The organism is Pseudoalteromonas sp. APC 3224 (assembly GCF_030407535.1).
Classification (GTDB): domain Bacteria; phylum Pseudomonadota; class Gammaproteobacteria; order Enterobacterales; family Alteromonadaceae; genus Pseudoalteromonas.
Genome location: NZ_JASDDF010000033.1, coordinates 20331 through 38411, shown reverse-complemented (window position 1 = coordinate 38411; position 18081 = coordinate 20331). Strand labels below are relative to the sequence as shown.

Sequence of the window (18081 nt, the reverse complement as noted above, 5' to 3'; positions counted from 1 at the left end):
AATTCCTTTTATAATTTTAACTAAAGCTGTTGCGTAATGTAGTCAGGGATATTAAATTTATTTCCATTACTGGTATAATGCTCATCAAGTTCATAGGCCATTATTTCAAGTGGAGCATCATTGTAACCAAACGTTTGGATTTCATTGATGTAGCGCATTATAAAAGCGTGCGCACCGAGTTCACGCCATTGAACTACATGAACAAGCTCATGAAAGTGCACTCTTAAATTATGCACAGCGCTGGGTAATATATAATATGTATTTTTATAGGTTATTCCAGCTACATCCATATCAATAAAATTGCTTAAACCAAGTTCACGCAAACCTGTAAAGTCAGGTTTAGGAATTTTATCAACAACTACATAAAATGCAGTTTTCAAAAATTCATTTGGGTAAAAGCCCTCAAACTCGTTAGCAAATTTTTCACAGCATATTCTTTTATGTGCATACTCGCTATTCGTTTTATCAATCCATTGTTCTATTTGCGCTAGCATTTTTTCTCCAAAAAATTACTCGGTAAGTTATTTATAAGTATTTTATGAAGTTGAACTTTATCTTCTTCATAAAAAAGCGCCAAGTGTATAACTACTGCCGCTGATTATTAATAATGACTATAAAGTTTCCTAACCTTCTTCTTCAACGAGTGACTCTAATAGCTCATGGATCTCTGACTTTAATTCTTTGTCTTCAATTTTATTCGCACTGACTTTTGCATCTTGTAGGTTTTTAATCGCCGCTTCTTTATCACCCAGCTCAAGCTGCAAAGTAGCCATAGAAAATGCAACCGACGACATATGATCTTTGTTATTAATTTCTATCGACTTCTGCAACGCTTTTTCGTAAGTCTCAATAGCGTCTTCTAGCTCTTCGGTAAAATCTGCTAGAGTTTCCCACTGTACAGGGTGATCTTTAGCGGTATTTTCGTTTTCAATACAAATTGCTTTGAGCTCTGCATATAAAGATTCAAACTGTTTAGTATCATTTTTATTGGCAGCTGCCATCAACTTTTCTGCTAAATCGTGAACCGCTTTGTATACTTTAGTATTCATAATTACTCGCTACCTTAATTAATGCGCCTATTTAATTTTTTACAGCGCTGTGTCAGAAACCTATTATCTAATAATACATTATTATTAAGCGCCGCGTTGTTACAAAAGTAGTATAAGCAACAAAAAGCACTGTTTGTTTATTGACACGGATATTAGAGTGCTACACTTAATGCTTACTATTAACAGCAACAGTAAAAATCTACCCTATGCAAAATTGCAATCAATGCGGTAAGTGCTGTACCAAATATGGTGCGGCAGATTTAGATACTAATCAGGATGAAATTGAAATGTGGGCGTTATTCAACCCTGAAATATTTCAATACGTTAAAAACGATCAATTATGGTTTGACCCAACGACGGGTGAGCAATTAACGCAATGCCCATTTTTAGAGCTTGCCAATAAAGCATCCCCTGAAGAAAAAGATAAATATACTTGCAGTATTTATCATGACCGACCCCAAGATTGCAGGCATTATCCGAGTTTAATTTCAGAAATGATAAACGATGACTGTGAAATGCTCGAACCAGTCGATAAGCAAAATCATTTTAAAGCACAAAAAAAGTTAGACATACTGATGATAGACAGTCGCTCTTAAATTTAACTGTAATAATACCGTGCTAGATTAAATTTATCGCTCTATTGTGTTATTCAACGCAAATTTTAAAGTTATAGTATAACATTGTTGATAGCATAATTTTGTAGTGTTATATTATATCACAACATAACAACCACGAATTGAAGTAACTATGACTAAGCTAACACTCATATCCTCAGCACTACTGTCTGTTTTGTGTTCTCATTCTGCACTTGCAGCGACGATTAACGGCACGGTAACAGACACAAAAAAGCAACCCATTGCCAATGCCACAATTCATGTTCATGGTAAGTCAAAAAGCGTGCAAAGTAATGCACAAGGCCAGTTTAGTATTGACATAGATTCTAAGAGTCAATTACATATCAGTAAAGATAACTACCTAGATTCTCGTATATCGCTTGAAAATACAGACAACACTATTGATGTTACTTTAAAGCCAACTTCGGTTGAAACTGTTGTTGTATATGCCTCTGCCCTGCATAAAAATAGCTTAGAAATGATTTCACCAGTAAGTGTGCTATCAGGCGATGAGCTAAAAAATAAAGCTAAGCCGACGCTAGGTGAGACACTTAAAGGCATACCAGGCGTTAATGCTAGTTATTTTGGCCCTGTTTCATCAAGTCCGATTATCCGCGGCTTAGGTGGTCCTCGAGTTAAAATTACACAAAATGGTTTGGATAGCAGCGATGCGTCTCGCATTGGACCTGATCACGCTACATCAAGTGACAGCCTAGCTGCAGAGCAAATTGAAGTGTTACGTGGCCCAAGCACTCTACTTTATGGCTCTGGTGCTATTGGTGGTGTAGTCAATGTGGTTGATAACCGTATTCCAACCAATAACATTGACTCTCTATCTGGAGCTGCCCAATACACACACGATACAGTTTCAAATGCGAATACCTACGCAGCAAAACTAGAAACGGGTAGCAATAACTTTAATTTCCATTTTGATGGTACTAAACGCAGCGGTGATGATTACCAAACACCTCGTTTTAACTTACCAGATGAACATGAAGAAGGTGAAGAACATGTTGAAGGCGATGAAGAAACAGCCACTTCAGTTGAAAATACCTTTATAGACAGCGAAACAGTAAATTTTGGTACGAGTTATGTGGGTGATCATTTAACCATTGGATTTTCATACGGTAGTATCGAAACAGATTATGGTATTCCTGGCCACTCACATGATCATCATGAACACGACCATGCGCACGAAGAAGAAGGCGAGCATGAAGAGCACGAAGGTGAGGAACATGCAGAAACACCTGTTTATGCTCATTTAGAACAAGACCGTTGGCAGGGGCTGGTAAGTTATGCATTTCATGATAACTGGATTGAGTCAATCAACCTACGTGTTGGTTACACAGACTATACCCATAGTGAAATTGAAGACGGCGCTATTGGCACCACTTTTAGTAATGAAACCACTGAAGCACGTTTAAACGTAGAGCATCAATTAGGCCAATGGCATGGCATGATTGGCTATCACTATAGTGAGTCTGATTATGACGCGATTGGTGAAGAAGCCTTTACACCTGCAAGTATCACTACCACTCATGCGCTATATTTACTCGAAGAACGCAAGTTTGGTGACGTCACCGTAGAACTTGGCGCCCGCTTAGAAGATTATGAGATAAAAAGTGATGTAGATACGCATCAGCACAGCCATGATGACGAACCTGTATCAGCAGATGAAACTGTTAACTACACCCAAAGCTTTACTAATCTAAGTGCCTCAGCAGGTGCGATTTGGGAGTATATGCCAAGTCACAACCTAGCCGTTAGTTTGTCACATTCAGAGCGTGCACCACTTTCAGCGGAGCTACTCTCTAATGGTGTGCATATTGCTACCGGGACTTATGAACTTGGTTTGGGTTACCATATTGAAGGTAACGAAGCGCATTTTGAGCCTGAAGAAATTAAACAAGAAACATCAACTAATCTAGATATTAGTTTACGTCGCTTTAGTGGAGACTTTGGTTACACTGTCAACTTCTTCTATAACGATATTAAAAACTTTTATTATCAGCAAAACACAGGATTAGTGTTTGATGAAATGGATGGTTTTGAACCTGCAGCCAATGGTCACAGTGACGCAATTGATGTTTATCAGTTCACAAGTAAAGATGCTGAACTGTATGGTTTTGAATTTGATGTACATTATCAAATAGACCCCAGCGCCATGGTAAAAGTATTTGGTGACTCAACTCGTGCTAAGCTAAAAGATAATGAAGGTAATTTACCACGCATTCCTGCTAATAAATTGGGCTCAGAACTGCAATACACCCTAGGTAGCGCACAATTTACCCTAACAGGAACACATTATTTTGAGCAAAATAATATTAGTGCATACGAAACAGCAACAGATGGCTATACATTGATTGATTTGCAAGCCAATTATCAGCTTGATTTAGGTGCAGTTGACACACAGCTTTACCTAAGTGTTGACAATATTACTGATGAACTTGGTTTTGTCCATAGCTCGTTTATTAAAGACACCGCGCCACTTCCTGGTCGTAACTTCCAATTTGGAGTAAGAGGCTACTTTTAAACAAAGATCAGTTTAATGAGACAATAAAAAACCGCATTCATATTAATGAATGCGGTTTTTTCATAACTAAATGTTATGTACGTTCTAATTAAAGAATTGCGTGTAACTCAACGTCGAATACAAGTGTTGAGTAAGGTGCGATTGCTGCACCGGCACCACGTTCACCATAAGCAAGCTCATGAGGAACGTATAAACGCCACTTAGTACCTACTGGCATCATTTGTAATGCTTCAGTCCAACCTTTGATCACGCCGCCCACTGGGAATTCAGCAGGTTGACCGCGCTCGTATGAGCTGTCAAAAACAGTACCGTTTACTAAAGTACCGTGGTAATCAACACGTACTGTAGACTCAGCAGTTGGCTTCTCGCCTTCACCTGTTGCAAGTACTTCGTACTGAAGACCTGACTCAGTTACTGTAATTTCAGGACGTTTTGCGTTTTCTTCTAAAAATGCAATGCCTTCAGCAGCGAGTACTTTAGCTTCTTCTTCACGACGAGCTTGGATCTCTTCGTTAATTTTTTCAAATGCAGCTTGGATCTCAGGGATCTCAACTTGAAAAGCACTGCCTGCATACGCATCTTTCATGCCTTCAAATACTGAATTTAAGTTTAAACCTTCAAAAGGATTAGCCTTAAGTTGCTCACCCATTTGTAAGCCAATACCGTAACTTGCTTTTTCAGCATCTGTAGTAAAATTATCTGACATAATGTGTTATTCACGTTTTGTTAGTTAAAAGACCCGTATATGCTATCACAAAATAAAAGGTCTTTGGTGCTAGTTTTTATTGAGTTTTTCTTTAATTAAACCAATAGCAAAGGTACACACAGGCAAACTGAGCAAAATTCCAACAAGTAAGCTCATCGACAATAATCCAGCCACACCGACCAGTAAAAGAGGCACAGCTACTAAACCGATAATGCCAATATAAAACGCGCCCCATACAGGCCAATAATTATCGTATTTTGTAATTAAATGCCCCGATAAAATATTAAACCCGATGCCATATAATAAGGTCATTATTAGTGCGTCGTCTGGATATGCATCAATAGCCATTTTTTGTAATAACGATATGGCGCTTTGGTAACAATAACCAAACACAGTCCATAGAAGAATGTGCTTAAGTAAACGTTTAGAAAAGGATAATTCCGGGGACTGTGACATTATAAAGCTCCAGATAGCAAAAAACCGCCAATAAGGCGGTTTTTTAAATAATGGTGGAGAGATAGGGATTTGAACCCTAGAGGGGCTATAAACCCCTGCCGGTTTTCAAGACCGGTGCATTCGACCACTCTGCCATCTCTCCGTACGGCGCGCATAATAAGATCATACGCTTAGCTTGTAAAGCCCTATTTTAATAAAACCGGCTAAATAGTTAAATATAAACCGCTTTAGTTATCAATTAGCCATTATTAGTAATATTGCTTAGGCCTACGAGCAATCCAAGAGCACACTAAACAGACCAATAAGCTGGCTGTTAAAAATGCAATACTTTGAAATATTAAATCGAAGCGATTAAGGTCATCGCTCGGGATCACAACCAATACAAATGAAGGCAGTACAGTGAACAGTAAAACATAACAACATATTTTAAAGGCTCTTCCAAAATCAAACCGTCTCGATTGTTGCATCCACCAAGTTAGCAATACCAGCACCCCTATTGCTGAAGCAGCAATAAAATGCTCAGCTTGAGTGCTCATTGCAACATAAAATGTCGCAAGCGCGCCAACTACACCCCAGATTGACCAAGCAAACCAGTTTTCTTTTTCACGTAAAAATAAATTTCCCATCATTTTCGTCTTCTTTATCGTTATTATTGGTAAGACTTTCCATACATTACCAAAAAACAACCGATTAAAAAACAAACTGAAGAAGATTTATTACGTTTAGTGCTTCCGTGCGCTTCTCGCAGCTACAATATTAACCGCAGTAGTGTAACACGATTAACTTAATGAATTATGACTATATTGAATATAAAAAGTTCATAATATTTCTACAAAAAACTAAAATAATTTTCTGGTTTGTGCCTTGGTGACTTTTTGCATTCAATTGCCGGCGTCCCTAAATATAAATAACCGACTATTTCATCATCATCATTTAAGTTAAGCGCCTGTTTAACACTGGGGCTTTGTGCAAAGTAACCCGTACGCCAAATACCGCCTAACCCCTGAGCGAATGCGGCTTGTTGCATTGCCAATACGCCACAACCTGCGCTTTGTACTTGTTCAATTCTAGGAACTTTTGGGTGTGGTTGATATTTTGCAATCGCAATAATAATCATGGGTGCTCTAAGCGGTAACTCCTTAGCGCGATTAATCACTTTTTCGCCCTGCTGCTCTGCTATAGCGCTTTGATAATAAATTTCACCTAACTTATGACGTGCATCACCTTGAACAATAATATATTGCCACGGTGCAATACAGCCATGATCGGGCACTCTCAGCCCAGCCTGCTGAATAATGTTTAACTGCTCTTCATTAGGCCCTGGCGCTGTCAATTTTGCATCAGATTGGCGAGTGAGTAAAAGCTCAATAGCATCCATAGTGTGCTCTCAAAATTCAAAACGTAAGAGTAACATTTATAAGTAAAAAATAAACACTGCAGGGTTAAAACTACCCAGCAGATAAAATTAATGATGCGAGTGTTTATATTCTAAGCTATTGACGTAAAGCAACGCGTTTAAACCAATAATCTAGGCTTACAAAACGCCCACCTCCCGTAAAAAATAAGCTCAGTAACATGGCAAAATAAATAGCAGAAAATTCGATGCCGTTATTTAATATTGCTGGTTTACCTTTTCCGTATAAGTAATCTGAAAAGCCGTACTCTTCCACTAAGCTGCGAATTTTACCTATGCGGACTTGTACTTCTTTTGAATTTTCAAGGCTTTCTTTGGCACCAGGGACTGATAGCCAATCAAGTACTTGGGCAGCACTTGTTTGTGGATTTGTTGGCGCTATAGCAAACCAGCCGTTATGCCAGTGTACTGTTGTTGCTGCTACCACCATTGTAAACATAAGTGGAATACTCACTAAGCGCGTAAATAAACCAATAAGTAAAAACCAACCTCCTAAAAACTCACTCCAACCGGCTAAAAAAGCCAGTAAATCAGGAAACGGTAATCCTAAACCCCAATCACTATTACCAAACCACTGAACGACATCATCAGAGGCTAAAAACTGATTAAAAAAACCATTAGTATCGCCACTTATTGCGAGTTTGTTATAGCCTGCAATAATCATTACAGGCGCTAAAATCAAGCGAAAAAGCAAAGCAGGCAAACCATCCAATAAAAATAATTTACCTATAATATTGTCGTAAAGTGTAATTAATTTAATCATGCGCACTCTTATATGTTCATTGTTTATTAAGTTATAGACTATAAACAAACATGACCGCGCACAGAGCTAAATTATTTCGCCCTTAAAGATTAAATTTGCCTTGCTACTTGTAACGCTTCAAATATTGCGCGTTTAGCATCAATAGCAGCAGCCAATTTAGCGCCACCTATAACATGCACGTTGGCGCTCTCAGCTTGTGCTTTAAATAACTCGTCGTTAGACACTTGACCAATACAAGCAATAACCGTATCAACTGGCAGTACTTGAGTTTCACCAGCAACACTAATAGTTAGGCCGTTTTTATCAAAACTATGATATTGGCAGTCTGCAATTTGTTTAACACCATGCTGTTTGGCAACTTGACGGTGGATCCAACCCGTAGTTTTACCTAAGTCACCACCAAAGCGCCCTGCACTGCGTTTTAGCATATAGAGCTGACGAGCATCTTTGTGCGGTTGAGGTTCGCACTCTATACCCCATTGGGTTTTAAAGTCGCTAATGCTTTGTGACTTATGTTCACTTAAAAATGCCACCATATCAAAACCAATACCGCCGGCACCGAGTATAGCGATAGAACTGCCCAGCTCTACTTCACCGCGTATAACTTCATCGTAAGCAAATACACGCTTATCATCGCTGCATTTAATCGTAGCCTCACGTGGCCTTACACCGGTTGCAAATACCACATCATCAAACTCAGTTAGCATACTGTCACTAAATGCTTTACCTAATTCAATGGTTACATTAAGACGCTTAAGTTCATTAGTAAAGTAAGCTAATGTATGATTAAAGTCTTCTTTACCAGGTATTTGCATCGCTAAATTGAATTGCCCACCCATATGTTGCTTTTGGTCAATCAGGGTTACATTGTGCCCTTTTTGCGCTAAGTAACAGCTAGACGATAAACCTGCAGGTCCAGCGCCAACAACTAATACATTTTTAGCTTTCTCTGCTTTTTCTAACGGGTAATCAAGCTCAAAACCTGCTTGTGGATTTACTAAACAGGTAGCGCGCTTACCTTTAAATACATGATCTAAACAACCCTGATTACAACCAATACAAATATTAATATGCTCAGATTGCTTAGCCGCGTATTTATTAAAAAATTCAGGATCGGCTAATAATGGACGCGCCATAGAAATTAAATCAGCTTCGCCAGCATTTAAAATATCATTAGCAATCTCTGGGGTATTAATGCGGTTTACCGCAATAACAGGCACGCTAATAACATCTTTTAAACGCCTTGACGCTTCTTTAAATGCACCCGGTGGCACCATACTCGCAATTGTAGGTACGCGCGCTTCATGCCAACCAATTCCGGTATTAAAAATATCAACACCCGCTTTTTCAAGTGCAACCGCTTGTTGAGTTACTTCATCAGGGGTTGAACCATTAGGGATTAAATCTATAACGGAGAGTCTAAAAATAATTAAAAATTTATCCGATACTTTTGCTCTTACTGCTTTTACAATTTCAACGGCTAAACGCATTCTGTTTTCAAGGCTGCCACCAAATTCATCATCTCGTTTATTAGTATGCGGTGCCATAAACTCATTAATCAAATAACCTTCTGAGCCCATTACTTCCACGCCATCGTAACCAGCCTTTTCAGCCAAATAAGCCGAGTGAGCAAAATCTTTAATCGTTTTCTTAATTGAACTTAAAGACATTTCCTTTGGTTTATATGGATTAATCGGAGCTTTTATAGCACTTGGTGCCTGATTAAAAGGGTGATACGCATAACGCCCAGCATGTAATAATTGCAAACATATTTTACCACCATGTTGATGAACAGCTTGCGTATATGCACGATGCTTAAATACATCGTAATAACTATTAAATGATGAAGAAATAGGCGTTAACTTACCGCGTAAGTTAGGGCTGTAGCCTCCGGTAATAAGCATCGCAGTGCCACCTTTGGCACGTGCTTCATAAAAGGCACGAAGGCGTTTGCGATTGTGCCAACCTTCTTCAAGGCCGGTATGCATTGATCCCATTACTAAACGGTTGCGTAGTTGTGTGTGTTTTAGTTCTAGTTTTTGTTCTAACATCCTGTGCCCCAATAACTGGTCTAACCTGTGTGTTTGTCCAATTCTGCTTTAATGACGCAAAATAAGCAATATACGAGCAGCTTAAACTTAAACTTTTTAATTTAAAACGCTCGTTTTATGTATAACTGTTAATTGTAAAATACGGCTAAAAGTGACATAAACATTCGTATAATCATATGTGTAATTGAATTTATAAATGTTTCGTTACGATTTAGCAGTTAAATTAATTTATATTCTAAGCTACTATGGCAATAACGTTTTAGCTGTACGAATTTAAGGAGCTATTTTGATAGCGAAGGTATTTAAAGGTATATGGACAGGGATTAACTTCTCGCGTCGTTTAGTACTAAATTTATTATTTTTATTTTTGGTTATCATTTTCATTGTCTCAGTATCAAGTGACGGCGATAAAATCATTGTCGAAGAGGGTTCTGTCCTCAGGCTCAACCTAAACGGTCCTATTGTGGAAGAAAAAACCTACGTAGACCCTGTAGAAGCGGCCATTAATGATGCAACAGCAAGTGCTGATACCCCTACTGAAATACTACTTGATGATGTCATTGAAGTGATCAATGAGGCGTCACAAGACTCTCGTATCAGCGCAATTTTGCTTGATTTACAAGAAATGCCAAAAGCGCACTTAAATAAGCTTAAGCAAATTACAAAAGCACTTGATGCATTTAAAGCAACTGGAAAAAAAGTAATTGCTTCAGGTTATTACTATACCCAAGCGCAATATTACATTGCCGCGCATGCAGACGAAATTGCGATGCACCCTTATGGTAGTGTGCTTATTGAAGGCTACGGTATGTACCCGCTTTACTTCAAAGATGCATTAGAAAAATTAGAAGTCACTCAGCATATATTTCGTGTAGGTACTTTCAAATCTGCCGTTGAACCGTTTATCAGAAACGATATGTCAGAAGCAGCTAAAGAAGCAAACCGCGTATGGTTAGGTGCTTTATGGAACGAATATAAACAAGATGTAAGTGCGGTGCGTCCATTTGACGAATCAAATTTTGATGAAACAATGGATACTTATTTAGCCAAAATGCAGGCTGCCAATGGTGATGCGGGTAAATACGCGCTGGATAATAAATGGGTTGATTCTCTCAAAACTAATCAACAAATTCGTCAGCAATTAGTTGATCTAGTTGGTGCTGAGGAAGATGGTAAAACATTTAAACAAGTGTCTTTTGGTGAATACTTAAGCTTAGTTAAGCCGCCAATTGAGTTTGATAACCCAATGACAGAAAAAGTCGCTGTTGTTGTAGCTAAAGGTACCATCGTAGACGGTGAGCGTCGTGCCGGTGAGATTGGCGGTGATTCAACAGCTGCACTATTACGCAAGGCACGCCTTGACGATAAAGTAAAAGCAGTCGTGTTACGTATTGATTCTGGCGGTGGCAGCATGTTTGCCTCTGAAGTTATTCGTGCTGAAGTATTGGCACTTAAGGCCGCAGGCAAACCAGTCATTGCTTCAATGAGCTCAGTAGCTGCATCAGGTGGTTATTGGATTGCATCAGCGGCAAATGAAATTTGGGCAGCACCTAGTACGATTACCGGCTCAATCGGTGTATTTGGTACCTTTATGACCTTTGAAGATACCTTAGCTAAAATCGGTGTTTACTCTGATGGTGTAGCGACTACAGAAATGGCCGGTTTTTCAATAACTCGTCCACTAAATGAAAAAATGGCACAAGTGATTCAAATGAGTGTTGAAGAAGCTTATGAACGTTTTTTAAATGTCGTTGCCGATGCACGTAATATGACCCCTGAGCAAGTTGATAAAATTGCCCAAGGCCGCGTTTGGATTGCATCGCAAGCTCAAGAGCTTGGTTTAGTTGACAAGCTGGGTAACAAGCAAGACGCTATCAAAGCGGCTGCAGAGCTTGCTAAACTTAACTTCTATGAAGTTAAAACAATTAAACAATCACTTAGCCCTCAAGAACAAATGCTCCAAGATATTTTTGGTAGCGCCGCGGTTAAATCAGTGCTTGGACTTGAAACACAAAAATCAGCAGTACTAGCTAGTCAAGCTAACCTGCAAAGCGTGATTAAGCAATTAAGCAGCGAAGTAGAAAACCTGAAAGATTATAACGATCCACAAGGTGTTTACGCGCGCTGTTTAGAATGTACAGTTGCACAATAATGCCCTAACAGGCTGTATTGATTAGCACTTAGCGTTATACTAAGCCCAGTTTTTTTACTGGGCTTTTTTTATGAAACGTAAACGCATTTACATCGCTTATACTGGCGGTACTATAGGAATGAAAAAATCAATCCGCGGCTATATTCCTGCCGAAGGTTTTTTAACCGAAACTGTGGTTAATAACGCAGAATTTAATCGTGAAGAAATGCCATTATTCGATATTCATGAATACTGCCCACTGATTGACTCTTCAGATATGTCTCCTGCTCACTGGCAACTTATTGCTGATGACATAAAAAGTAAGTACCAAGATTACGACGGCTTTGTAGTGCTGCATGGTACAGATACCATGGCCTATACGGCATCGGCTTTATCGTTTATGTTTGAAAACTTAACAAAGCCTATTATCGTTACCGGCTCACAAATTCCGCTCTCTCAATTGCGCTCTGATGGTCAAGTTAACCTACTTAATGCCATGTATTTAGCAGCTAACTACCCGATAGCGGAAGTTAGTTTATTTTTTAATAATCAATTATTTAGAGGCAACCGAGCAACCAAAGCGCATGCCGATGGATTTGATGCATTCGCCTCCCCTAACCTAGAGCCATTAGCGCTGTCTGGCATTAATATTCAACTGATCAAAGGTCAGTTAAGTCCGTATGTAGAAAATGAATTACAAGTTGCGCAGATCACTCCTCAAGCCATTGGTGTATTGTATTTATACCCTGGGATCAGCAAAGAAGTGGTTAAAAGCTTAGTTAATGGCAACATTAAAGCATTGGTACTGCTGAGCTTTGGTGTGGGTAATGCACCGCAAGACCCTGAGTTTTTGGATATACTTGATGAAGCGAGTAAGCGCGGCGTTATTATCACAAACCTCACTCAATGCCTAAAAGGGCAAGTGAATATGGGCGGGTATGCCACAGGAAATGCGTTACTCAATATAGGCGTGATCAGTGGTTTTGATATGACTTTAGAAGCCTGTTTAACTAAACTGCATTATCTTTTTAGTCAAAACTTAGAGGTCGAAACGATTCGCCATTTAATGCAAGATAATTTGCGGGGTGAGTTAACTCGTTAGGTGTTCAGCAAAACGAATAACAAAAAAGGACGCTATTTAGCGTCCTTTTTATTTACTTAGATTTTATTAACGAACTTTTGCGTCAATATCAACTAAGTCAGTTAAATGACACGTTTCCCCGCTGTGAGTCTTAATGCCATGCTCACCAAAGTAATCACGCTGGGCTTGTACTAAATGCCCATTACTTGGTGTTGTTAACGTTGCTAAGTAGGTTTGTGTTGCACTTAGCACAGGGAATGCCAGACCCGTCATGACCGCTTGGCCCGTTACTTTACGCATTGCGAGTGACTCTTTTTCAAGAGTATCAATAAACTCAACACCTTGCGCTACACTGTCTAAGTAATCTGCACGAATAATACACCCTGCACGCCAGGTTTGTAGTGTTTTGGCTAAATCAACTTTCCACTGATGGGTACGTGAAGCACCTTTAATTAATGCAAGTCCTTGACGATACGCTAGTAAACTTGCAAGAGTAAATGCATCTTTCAATTCATCTAAATCAATATCAACTTGCGTGGTATTTTGCGCGCTATACGTCATCTCTTGTGCAGCAGTGGTATTGCATGCATTAGTTAAATGGCGTGCTTGAACAGCGGCTACTAATGACGGTACCGCAATACCCAATTCAAGTGCATTTTGAGCTGTCCATAAACCAGTACCTTTTGCACCAACTTTGTTATCAATTAAGTCAACAAGGGGCACATTTTGCGAATTTTCAAGTGACAAAATATGGCTAGAAATTGACAATAAATAGCTATTTAACTGGCCTTGTGACCATTCATTAAATATCTCAGCAATTTCTTTTGGCGAGCGCTTAGTTCCATGACGAAGTAACTGATACACTTCAGCAATAAGTTGCATCAGTGCGTATTCAATTCCATTATGAACCATTTTTACAAAATGACCGCTGGCTGATTGACCAACGCGAGCAAAACACGACTCGCCTTTGTAGCTTGCAGCAACTTTTGTAAACCATGGCTCGACACGTTCCCAGCCACCTTCAGAACCACTAGCCATCATAGCTGGACCATGACGCGCACCCTCAGCACCACCTGAAATACCCATGGTGGCAAATTCAAACTTGTCTTGGTATTTTAGCTTGCGATTAATTCCGTCTTTGTAATTACTGTTACCGCAGTCAACAATAATATCACTACATTGTACACCTGCTTCAATCAGCTCGTTGCAAACTGCATCAACCAACTCACCCGCAGGTACAAGTAATAAAATAGAACGCGGTGTTTCTAAACGCCTAACCATATCCCCTAGATCAGAGACAATGTGAAGTTTATCAGCCATGCCTTGTGACTTAGCACAGCTTAATAACTCTTCACCCGCATTTGGGTTTTTGTCATAAGCGACCAGCGTTATCCCTTTTTCAATCAAGTTCAGGGCAAGATTTTTCCCCATAACGCCTAACCCTACTAATGCAACTTGCATTTAGTGCCCTCCTCGGTAACAACTATTTGGTTAGTAAATTAAAATAATACCGCGTGCATTATACTCAGGCCTAAGCCATGAGCAAAGCTACATGCATTTATTACAGTTAAAATAAACACTGCAATTATATCAAACAACCGCCCTCACAGGGGAAGAAATAGCGCTGCTATTTAAATTTTTAGATCATTGACGCCCTGTGACACCGGTGTCATAATGATGACATATTGATCTTGTATATAATAGTCGCAATGTTATGAAAATTGCATAAAACTAAAATTACTATTTAACCTGAAATCTTCTTATGAGATTTATTAAGTAGTCACTAAAACAAAATAACCGCAACTTGCTTAAAATAAGCGCACAGGAGAATTTAATGTTAAGACGTACAAAAATAGTCGCGACACTTGGACCTGCAACAGACAGAGATAATAACTTAGAAAAAATAATTCGCGCAGGCGCAAACGTCGTTCGATTAAACTTCTCACATGGTGTTGCACAAGATCACAAAGACCGTGCACAAGCAGTTAGAGATATAGCCGCTAAATTAGGTAAGCACGTTGCAATTCTTGCTGACCTACAAGGTCCTAAAATCCGTGTTTCAACCTTTAAAGAAGGTAAAGTGACTTTAGCGGTTGGTGCAAAATTCGTTCTTGATGCAAAAATGGAAAAAGGCCAAGGCGACATTAATGCCGTTGGTATTGATTACAAAGAGCTACCACAAGATGTGGCTCCTGGTGATTTACTGCTGTTAAACGATGGCTTAATTCAGCTTACAGTAGAGCATGTTGAAGGTCACTTAGTGCACACTGTTGTTACTGTGGGTGGGGTGCTCTCGAACAATAAAGGGATTAATCGTTTAGGTGGTGGTTTAACTGCACCCGCGTTTACCGACAAAGACAAAGAAGATTTAATCACAGCGGCTGAAATTAATGTTGATTATATTGCCGTTTCTTTCCCGCGTAGTGGCGATGATATGCGTTATGTTCGTTCTCTTGCAGAAGCTGCAGGCTCTAATGCTCAGCTTTTGGCTAAAATTGAACGTGCTGAAGCAGTAGAAACGCAAGAAGCAGTAGATGATATTATTTTAGCGTCTGACGCTGTGATGGTTGCTCGTGGTGATTTAGGTGTTGAGATTGGTGACGCAGCTTTAATGGGCAAACAAAAACTCATTATTCGTCGTGCTCGTTCATTAAACCGTACCGTTGTAACCGCTACGCAAATGATGGAATCGATGATCGATAATCCTATGCCAACACGCGCAGAAGTTATGGATGTTGCCAATGCAGTACTTGATGGCACCGATGCAGTTATGCTTTCTGCTGAAACAGCCGCTGGTGATTACCCAGAAGAAACCGTTGCTACTATGGCGCGTGTTTGTTTAGGTGCTGAGTCACAAAAAGAGACTCATGTTTCTAAGCATCGTTTAGATAGCCGTTTCTCTTCTAATGCGGAATCAATTGCTCTCTCTGCAATGTATGCAGCTAATCACTTAGACTCTGTTAAAGCGATTATCACCCTGACTGAATCCGGTAGCACAGCAAAACTTATGTCACGTATTAGCTCAGGCTTACCCATTTACTCACTTTCACGTCATGCCAGTACATTAGGACAAACAGCACTATACCGTGGTGTTTACCCAGTGTTTTTTGACTCTACAAAATGTGAAAAAGATAACATGGTTAAAGACGCATTAAGCACGTTAGTGGCTGCAGGCTCACTGCAAGTAGGCGACACCGTGATTATCACCCATGGTGATGCGATGGAAACGATTGGTGCAACCAACACGATGAAGATTGTGACTGTTTCGTAAAAGTTACTACAAAAAAACGCGAGCTATATGCTCGCGTTTTTTATGCTGTTAATTTAACCTGAACTCTGGTTAATTTAGCTTGCCAGCGCTGCTTTTACTTTGTCTCGATAGCTTCGGCTAACTTTGAGCTCTTGACCGTTTTCAAGTACCAATAGGTACTCACCACTTACCTGAGTAACCAGCTTACTAATTTGTTTAGTGTTAACAATTGCGCTGCGATGGACACGTACAAATAAGCTTGGATCTAACTCTTGTTCTAGCTCTTTCATGGTTTTACGTAATATATGCGTTTGCCCATCTTGGCAATGTAAACACATATAATCACCCGCTGCATCTACCCACTGTATGGTAGCAACTGGCACTCTGACAATTTCGCCCTGCTCTTTTACTGCTAATGATTCAGGGTAGCGACGATCAGTTAAGGTATCACCTGTGGCTAATTTCTTTAAAATCTCTTCACAGTTATTACCCGTTATTCCAGCTACAAAGCTAGCTAATTTTTTCTTATGGGCGTTGTCCTGCTGTGTTTTTAAATAGGTATGCACTTTTTCTACCGCCTGTTTTAATCTGTTATCATCAACGGGTTTTAAAATGTAATCTAAAGCATGGATTTCAAATGCTTTAACAGCGAAATGATCAAACGCAGTCACAAACACAATGGCGGGCAAATCTTTACTACTTTCACTCAATGCGCGCGCAACTTCAAAGCCATTCATGCCTGGCATTTGAATATCTAAAAACACGAGGTCAATTTTTTCGTTTTTGCAGCTTTCGATTGCATCAAATCCTGAGCTACATAGTTTGATCACTTCAATATCAGAAAACTCTTCAAGCCTGACGGCTAAGCCTTTACGTGCTAATGGTTCATCATCAACAATCAACGTTTTTATTCTTGTCATTTCTTCACAGCCTTCTCAAACGGAACTCGCAGATTAACTTTCAATCCACTTGGCGTATTATGTGATAATACAAACGAGTAATTATTTTCGTAGAGCGTTTTTAATCTGTCTCGGGTATTTGCCACACCCACGCCTTGTGCATTAACTAACTGGCCATTTACAATTTCAGTGCCAGGACCATTATCGCCCACTTCAAGTAATAATTCATTAGCAAATACCTGTGCTTTTATATCTATCACGCCACCTTCTGCCATGTGGGCTATGGCGTACTTAATGGCATTTTCAATGATTGGTTGTAATATTAAGCTAGGTACCAAGGCTTGTTGGGCTTGCTCACTCACATCAACATTAACCTGTAATCGTTCATCAAAGCGCACACGTTCAATTTCTAAATAAAGCATTAATGCGTGTAACTCTTGCTCTAGCGGCACTTTTTTAATTGGATCAGTGTTGAGTGTATAACGCAAAAAATCACTCAGCTTAGATACCATTAAGTTAGCATCTTTGTTTTCTTTTACCAAAATTAAAGTGGAAATAGCATTGAGGGTGTTAAATAAAAAGTGAGGGTTTAACTGATATCTGAGCATCTTTAGCTGCGCTTCATGCGCCATTGTGGTTGCTTTTAACGCTTTTTGACGTTCACTTTGTAGTAACTGGTAATACTTAACCCCAAAGTACAAGCCACTCCAACACAAAATAATATAAACGGAGTCTAGCCCTTGTTGTAAATAATAGAACCATTCTTCAGGGCGATAACCGTGACGATAAATTTCCCACAAGTTAAACTTTTGTACCACGGCCCAGAGCGTACCAGTTACATACGAAGCACCAAATACAACAATAATTAAGACCCACGGCGAGGCATTCCAAATTTTGCGATATATATAACGTAACGGGACAGTCATTAAACAGCCCGCATAGGCATTGAGTAAAATAACAAATACGTAAATATCACGCATTTCGAATACTTTAGAACCAATGTAATTAACTAACGCATACCCTATCCAGCCAGCGATTTGTAAAAGCCAGAAAAAGCGTTGTCTGTTATCAATTAAAGACTGCCAATTCAAAATTAATTATTACCTTGTAAATTTGGTATTATTATATCGATTT

General features: G+C 39.4%; 16 protein-coding genes and 1 tRNA gene. 5 read left to right on the top strand and 12 right to left on the bottom strand.

Annotation, left to right across the window (positions count from 1 at the left end; translation table 11 throughout):
- Positions 1-20: 20 nt before the first annotated feature.
- Both QL989_RS15065 and QL989_RS15060 read right to left on the bottom strand, forming a co-directional pair.
- Positions 21-494, bottom strand: a complete 474-nt coding sequence (locus QL989_RS15065) for a hypothetical protein (RefSeq protein WP_198523124.1) — start codon at positions 492-494, stop codon at positions 21-23.
- Positions 495-623: 129 nt separating this feature from the next.
- Positions 624-1049 carry a tetratricopeptide repeat protein gene (locus tag QL989_RS15060; protein WP_010389912.1) on the bottom strand — a complete coding sequence of 142 codons (426 nt, stop codon included), beginning with the start codon at positions 1047-1049 and terminating at the stop codon, positions 624-626.
- Positions 1050-1255: 206 nt separating this feature from the next.
- Here QL989_RS15060 and QL989_RS15055 point away from each other — a divergent pair, with 206 nt between their 5' ends.
- The gene (locus QL989_RS15055) at positions 1256-1645 is read left to right on the top strand and encodes a YkgJ family cysteine cluster protein (protein ID WP_138608504.1); all 390 of its coding nucleotides are present in this window, start codon (positions 1256-1258) and stop codon (positions 1643-1645) included.
- Positions 1646-1796: 151 nt separating this feature from the next.
- A complete protein-coding gene (locus tag QL989_RS15050; RefSeq protein WP_290170966.1) occupies positions 1797-4196 on the top strand; it encodes a TonB-dependent receptor in 2400 nt (799 codons plus the stop codon).
- Positions 4197-4284: 88 nt separating this feature from the next.
- Here QL989_RS15050 and QL989_RS15045 read toward each other — a convergent pair whose 3' ends face one another.
- From QL989_RS15045 to QL989_RS15015, 7 genes are all read right to left on the bottom strand, one after another.
- Positions 4285-4902: an FKBP-type peptidyl-prolyl cis-trans isomerase gene (locus QL989_RS15045; RefSeq protein ID WP_008112467.1), complete on the bottom strand. Its 618-nt coding sequence runs from the start codon at positions 4900-4902 to the stop codon at positions 4285-4287.
- Positions 4903-4971: 69 nt separating this feature from the next.
- Positions 4972-5295, bottom strand: a complete 324-nt coding sequence (locus tag QL989_RS15040; protein ID WP_010389909.1) for a hypothetical protein — start codon at positions 5293-5295, stop codon at positions 4972-4974.
- A 114-nt stretch (positions 5296-5409) separates the two neighbouring features.
- Positions 5410-5500 (bottom strand) — tRNA-Ser (locus QL989_RS15035).
- Between the two features lie 106 nt (positions 5501-5606).
- On the bottom strand, positions 5607-5984 hold the full coding sequence (locus tag QL989_RS15030) for a hypothetical protein (RefSeq protein WP_356777146.1): 378 nt from the start codon (positions 5982-5984) through the stop codon (positions 5607-5609).
- Positions 5985-6187: 203 nt separating this feature from the next.
- Positions 6188-6736, bottom strand: a complete 549-nt coding sequence (locus QL989_RS15025) for an NAD(P)H nitroreductase (protein WP_290170963.1) — start codon at positions 6734-6736, stop codon at positions 6188-6190.
- Positions 6737-6851: 115 nt separating this feature from the next.
- Positions 6852-7535, bottom strand: coding sequence for a DoxX family protein (locus tag QL989_RS15020; RefSeq protein WP_290170962.1), 684 nt, complete (start codon positions 7533-7535; stop codon positions 6852-6854).
- Between the two features lie 89 nt (positions 7536-7624).
- Complete coding sequence (locus tag QL989_RS15015) at positions 7625-9586, bottom strand: NADPH-dependent 2,4-dienoyl-CoA reductase (RefSeq protein ID WP_290170961.1); 1962 nt, start codon at positions 9584-9586, stop codon at positions 7625-7627.
- A 286-nt stretch (positions 9587-9872) separates the two neighbouring features.
- On the opposite strand from QL989_RS15015, the gene sppA reads away from it, so the two are divergent.
- Together sppA and ansA are read left to right on the top strand one after the other, a co-directional pair.
- Complete coding sequence (gene sppA / locus QL989_RS15010) at positions 9873-11738, top strand: signal peptide peptidase SppA (protein WP_290170960.1); 1866 nt, start codon at positions 9873-9875, stop codon at positions 11736-11738.
- 70 nt (positions 11739-11808) lie between these two features.
- On the top strand, positions 11809-12819 hold the full coding sequence (gene ansA / locus QL989_RS15005) for an asparaginase (RefSeq protein ID WP_054200863.1): 1011 nt from the start codon (positions 11809-11811) through the stop codon (positions 12817-12819).
- A 66-nt stretch (positions 12820-12885) separates the two neighbouring features.
- Here ansA and gndA read toward each other — a convergent pair whose 3' ends face one another.
- Positions 12886-14259 (bottom strand): NADP-dependent phosphogluconate dehydrogenase, encoded by a 1374-nt coding sequence (gene gndA / locus QL989_RS15000; RefSeq protein ID WP_010389900.1) that lies wholly within the window; start codon positions 14257-14259, stop codon positions 12886-12888.
- Between the two features lie 373 nt (positions 14260-14632).
- Between gndA and pyk the strand changes: the two genes are divergently transcribed.
- Positions 14633-16069 (top strand): pyruvate kinase, encoded by a 1437-nt coding sequence (gene pyk, locus QL989_RS14995; RefSeq protein WP_076920269.1) that lies wholly within the window; start codon positions 14633-14635, stop codon positions 16067-16069.
- Positions 16070-16143: 74 nt separating this feature from the next.
- Here pyk and QL989_RS14990 read toward each other — a convergent pair whose 3' ends face one another.
- Both QL989_RS14990 and QL989_RS14985 read right to left on the bottom strand, forming a co-directional pair.
- Positions 16144-16968, bottom strand: a complete 825-nt coding sequence (locus QL989_RS14990) for a LytTR family DNA-binding domain-containing protein (protein ID WP_178956023.1) — start codon at positions 16966-16968, stop codon at positions 16144-16146.
- The gene (locus QL989_RS14985; RefSeq protein WP_138608524.1) at positions 16965-18038 is read right to left on the bottom strand and encodes a histidine kinase; all 1074 of its coding nucleotides are present in this window, start codon (positions 18036-18038) and stop codon (positions 16965-16967) included. The genes QL989_RS14990 and QL989_RS14985 overlap by 4 nt, the downstream gene beginning before the upstream one ends.
- Positions 18039-18081 lie beyond the last annotated feature (43 nt).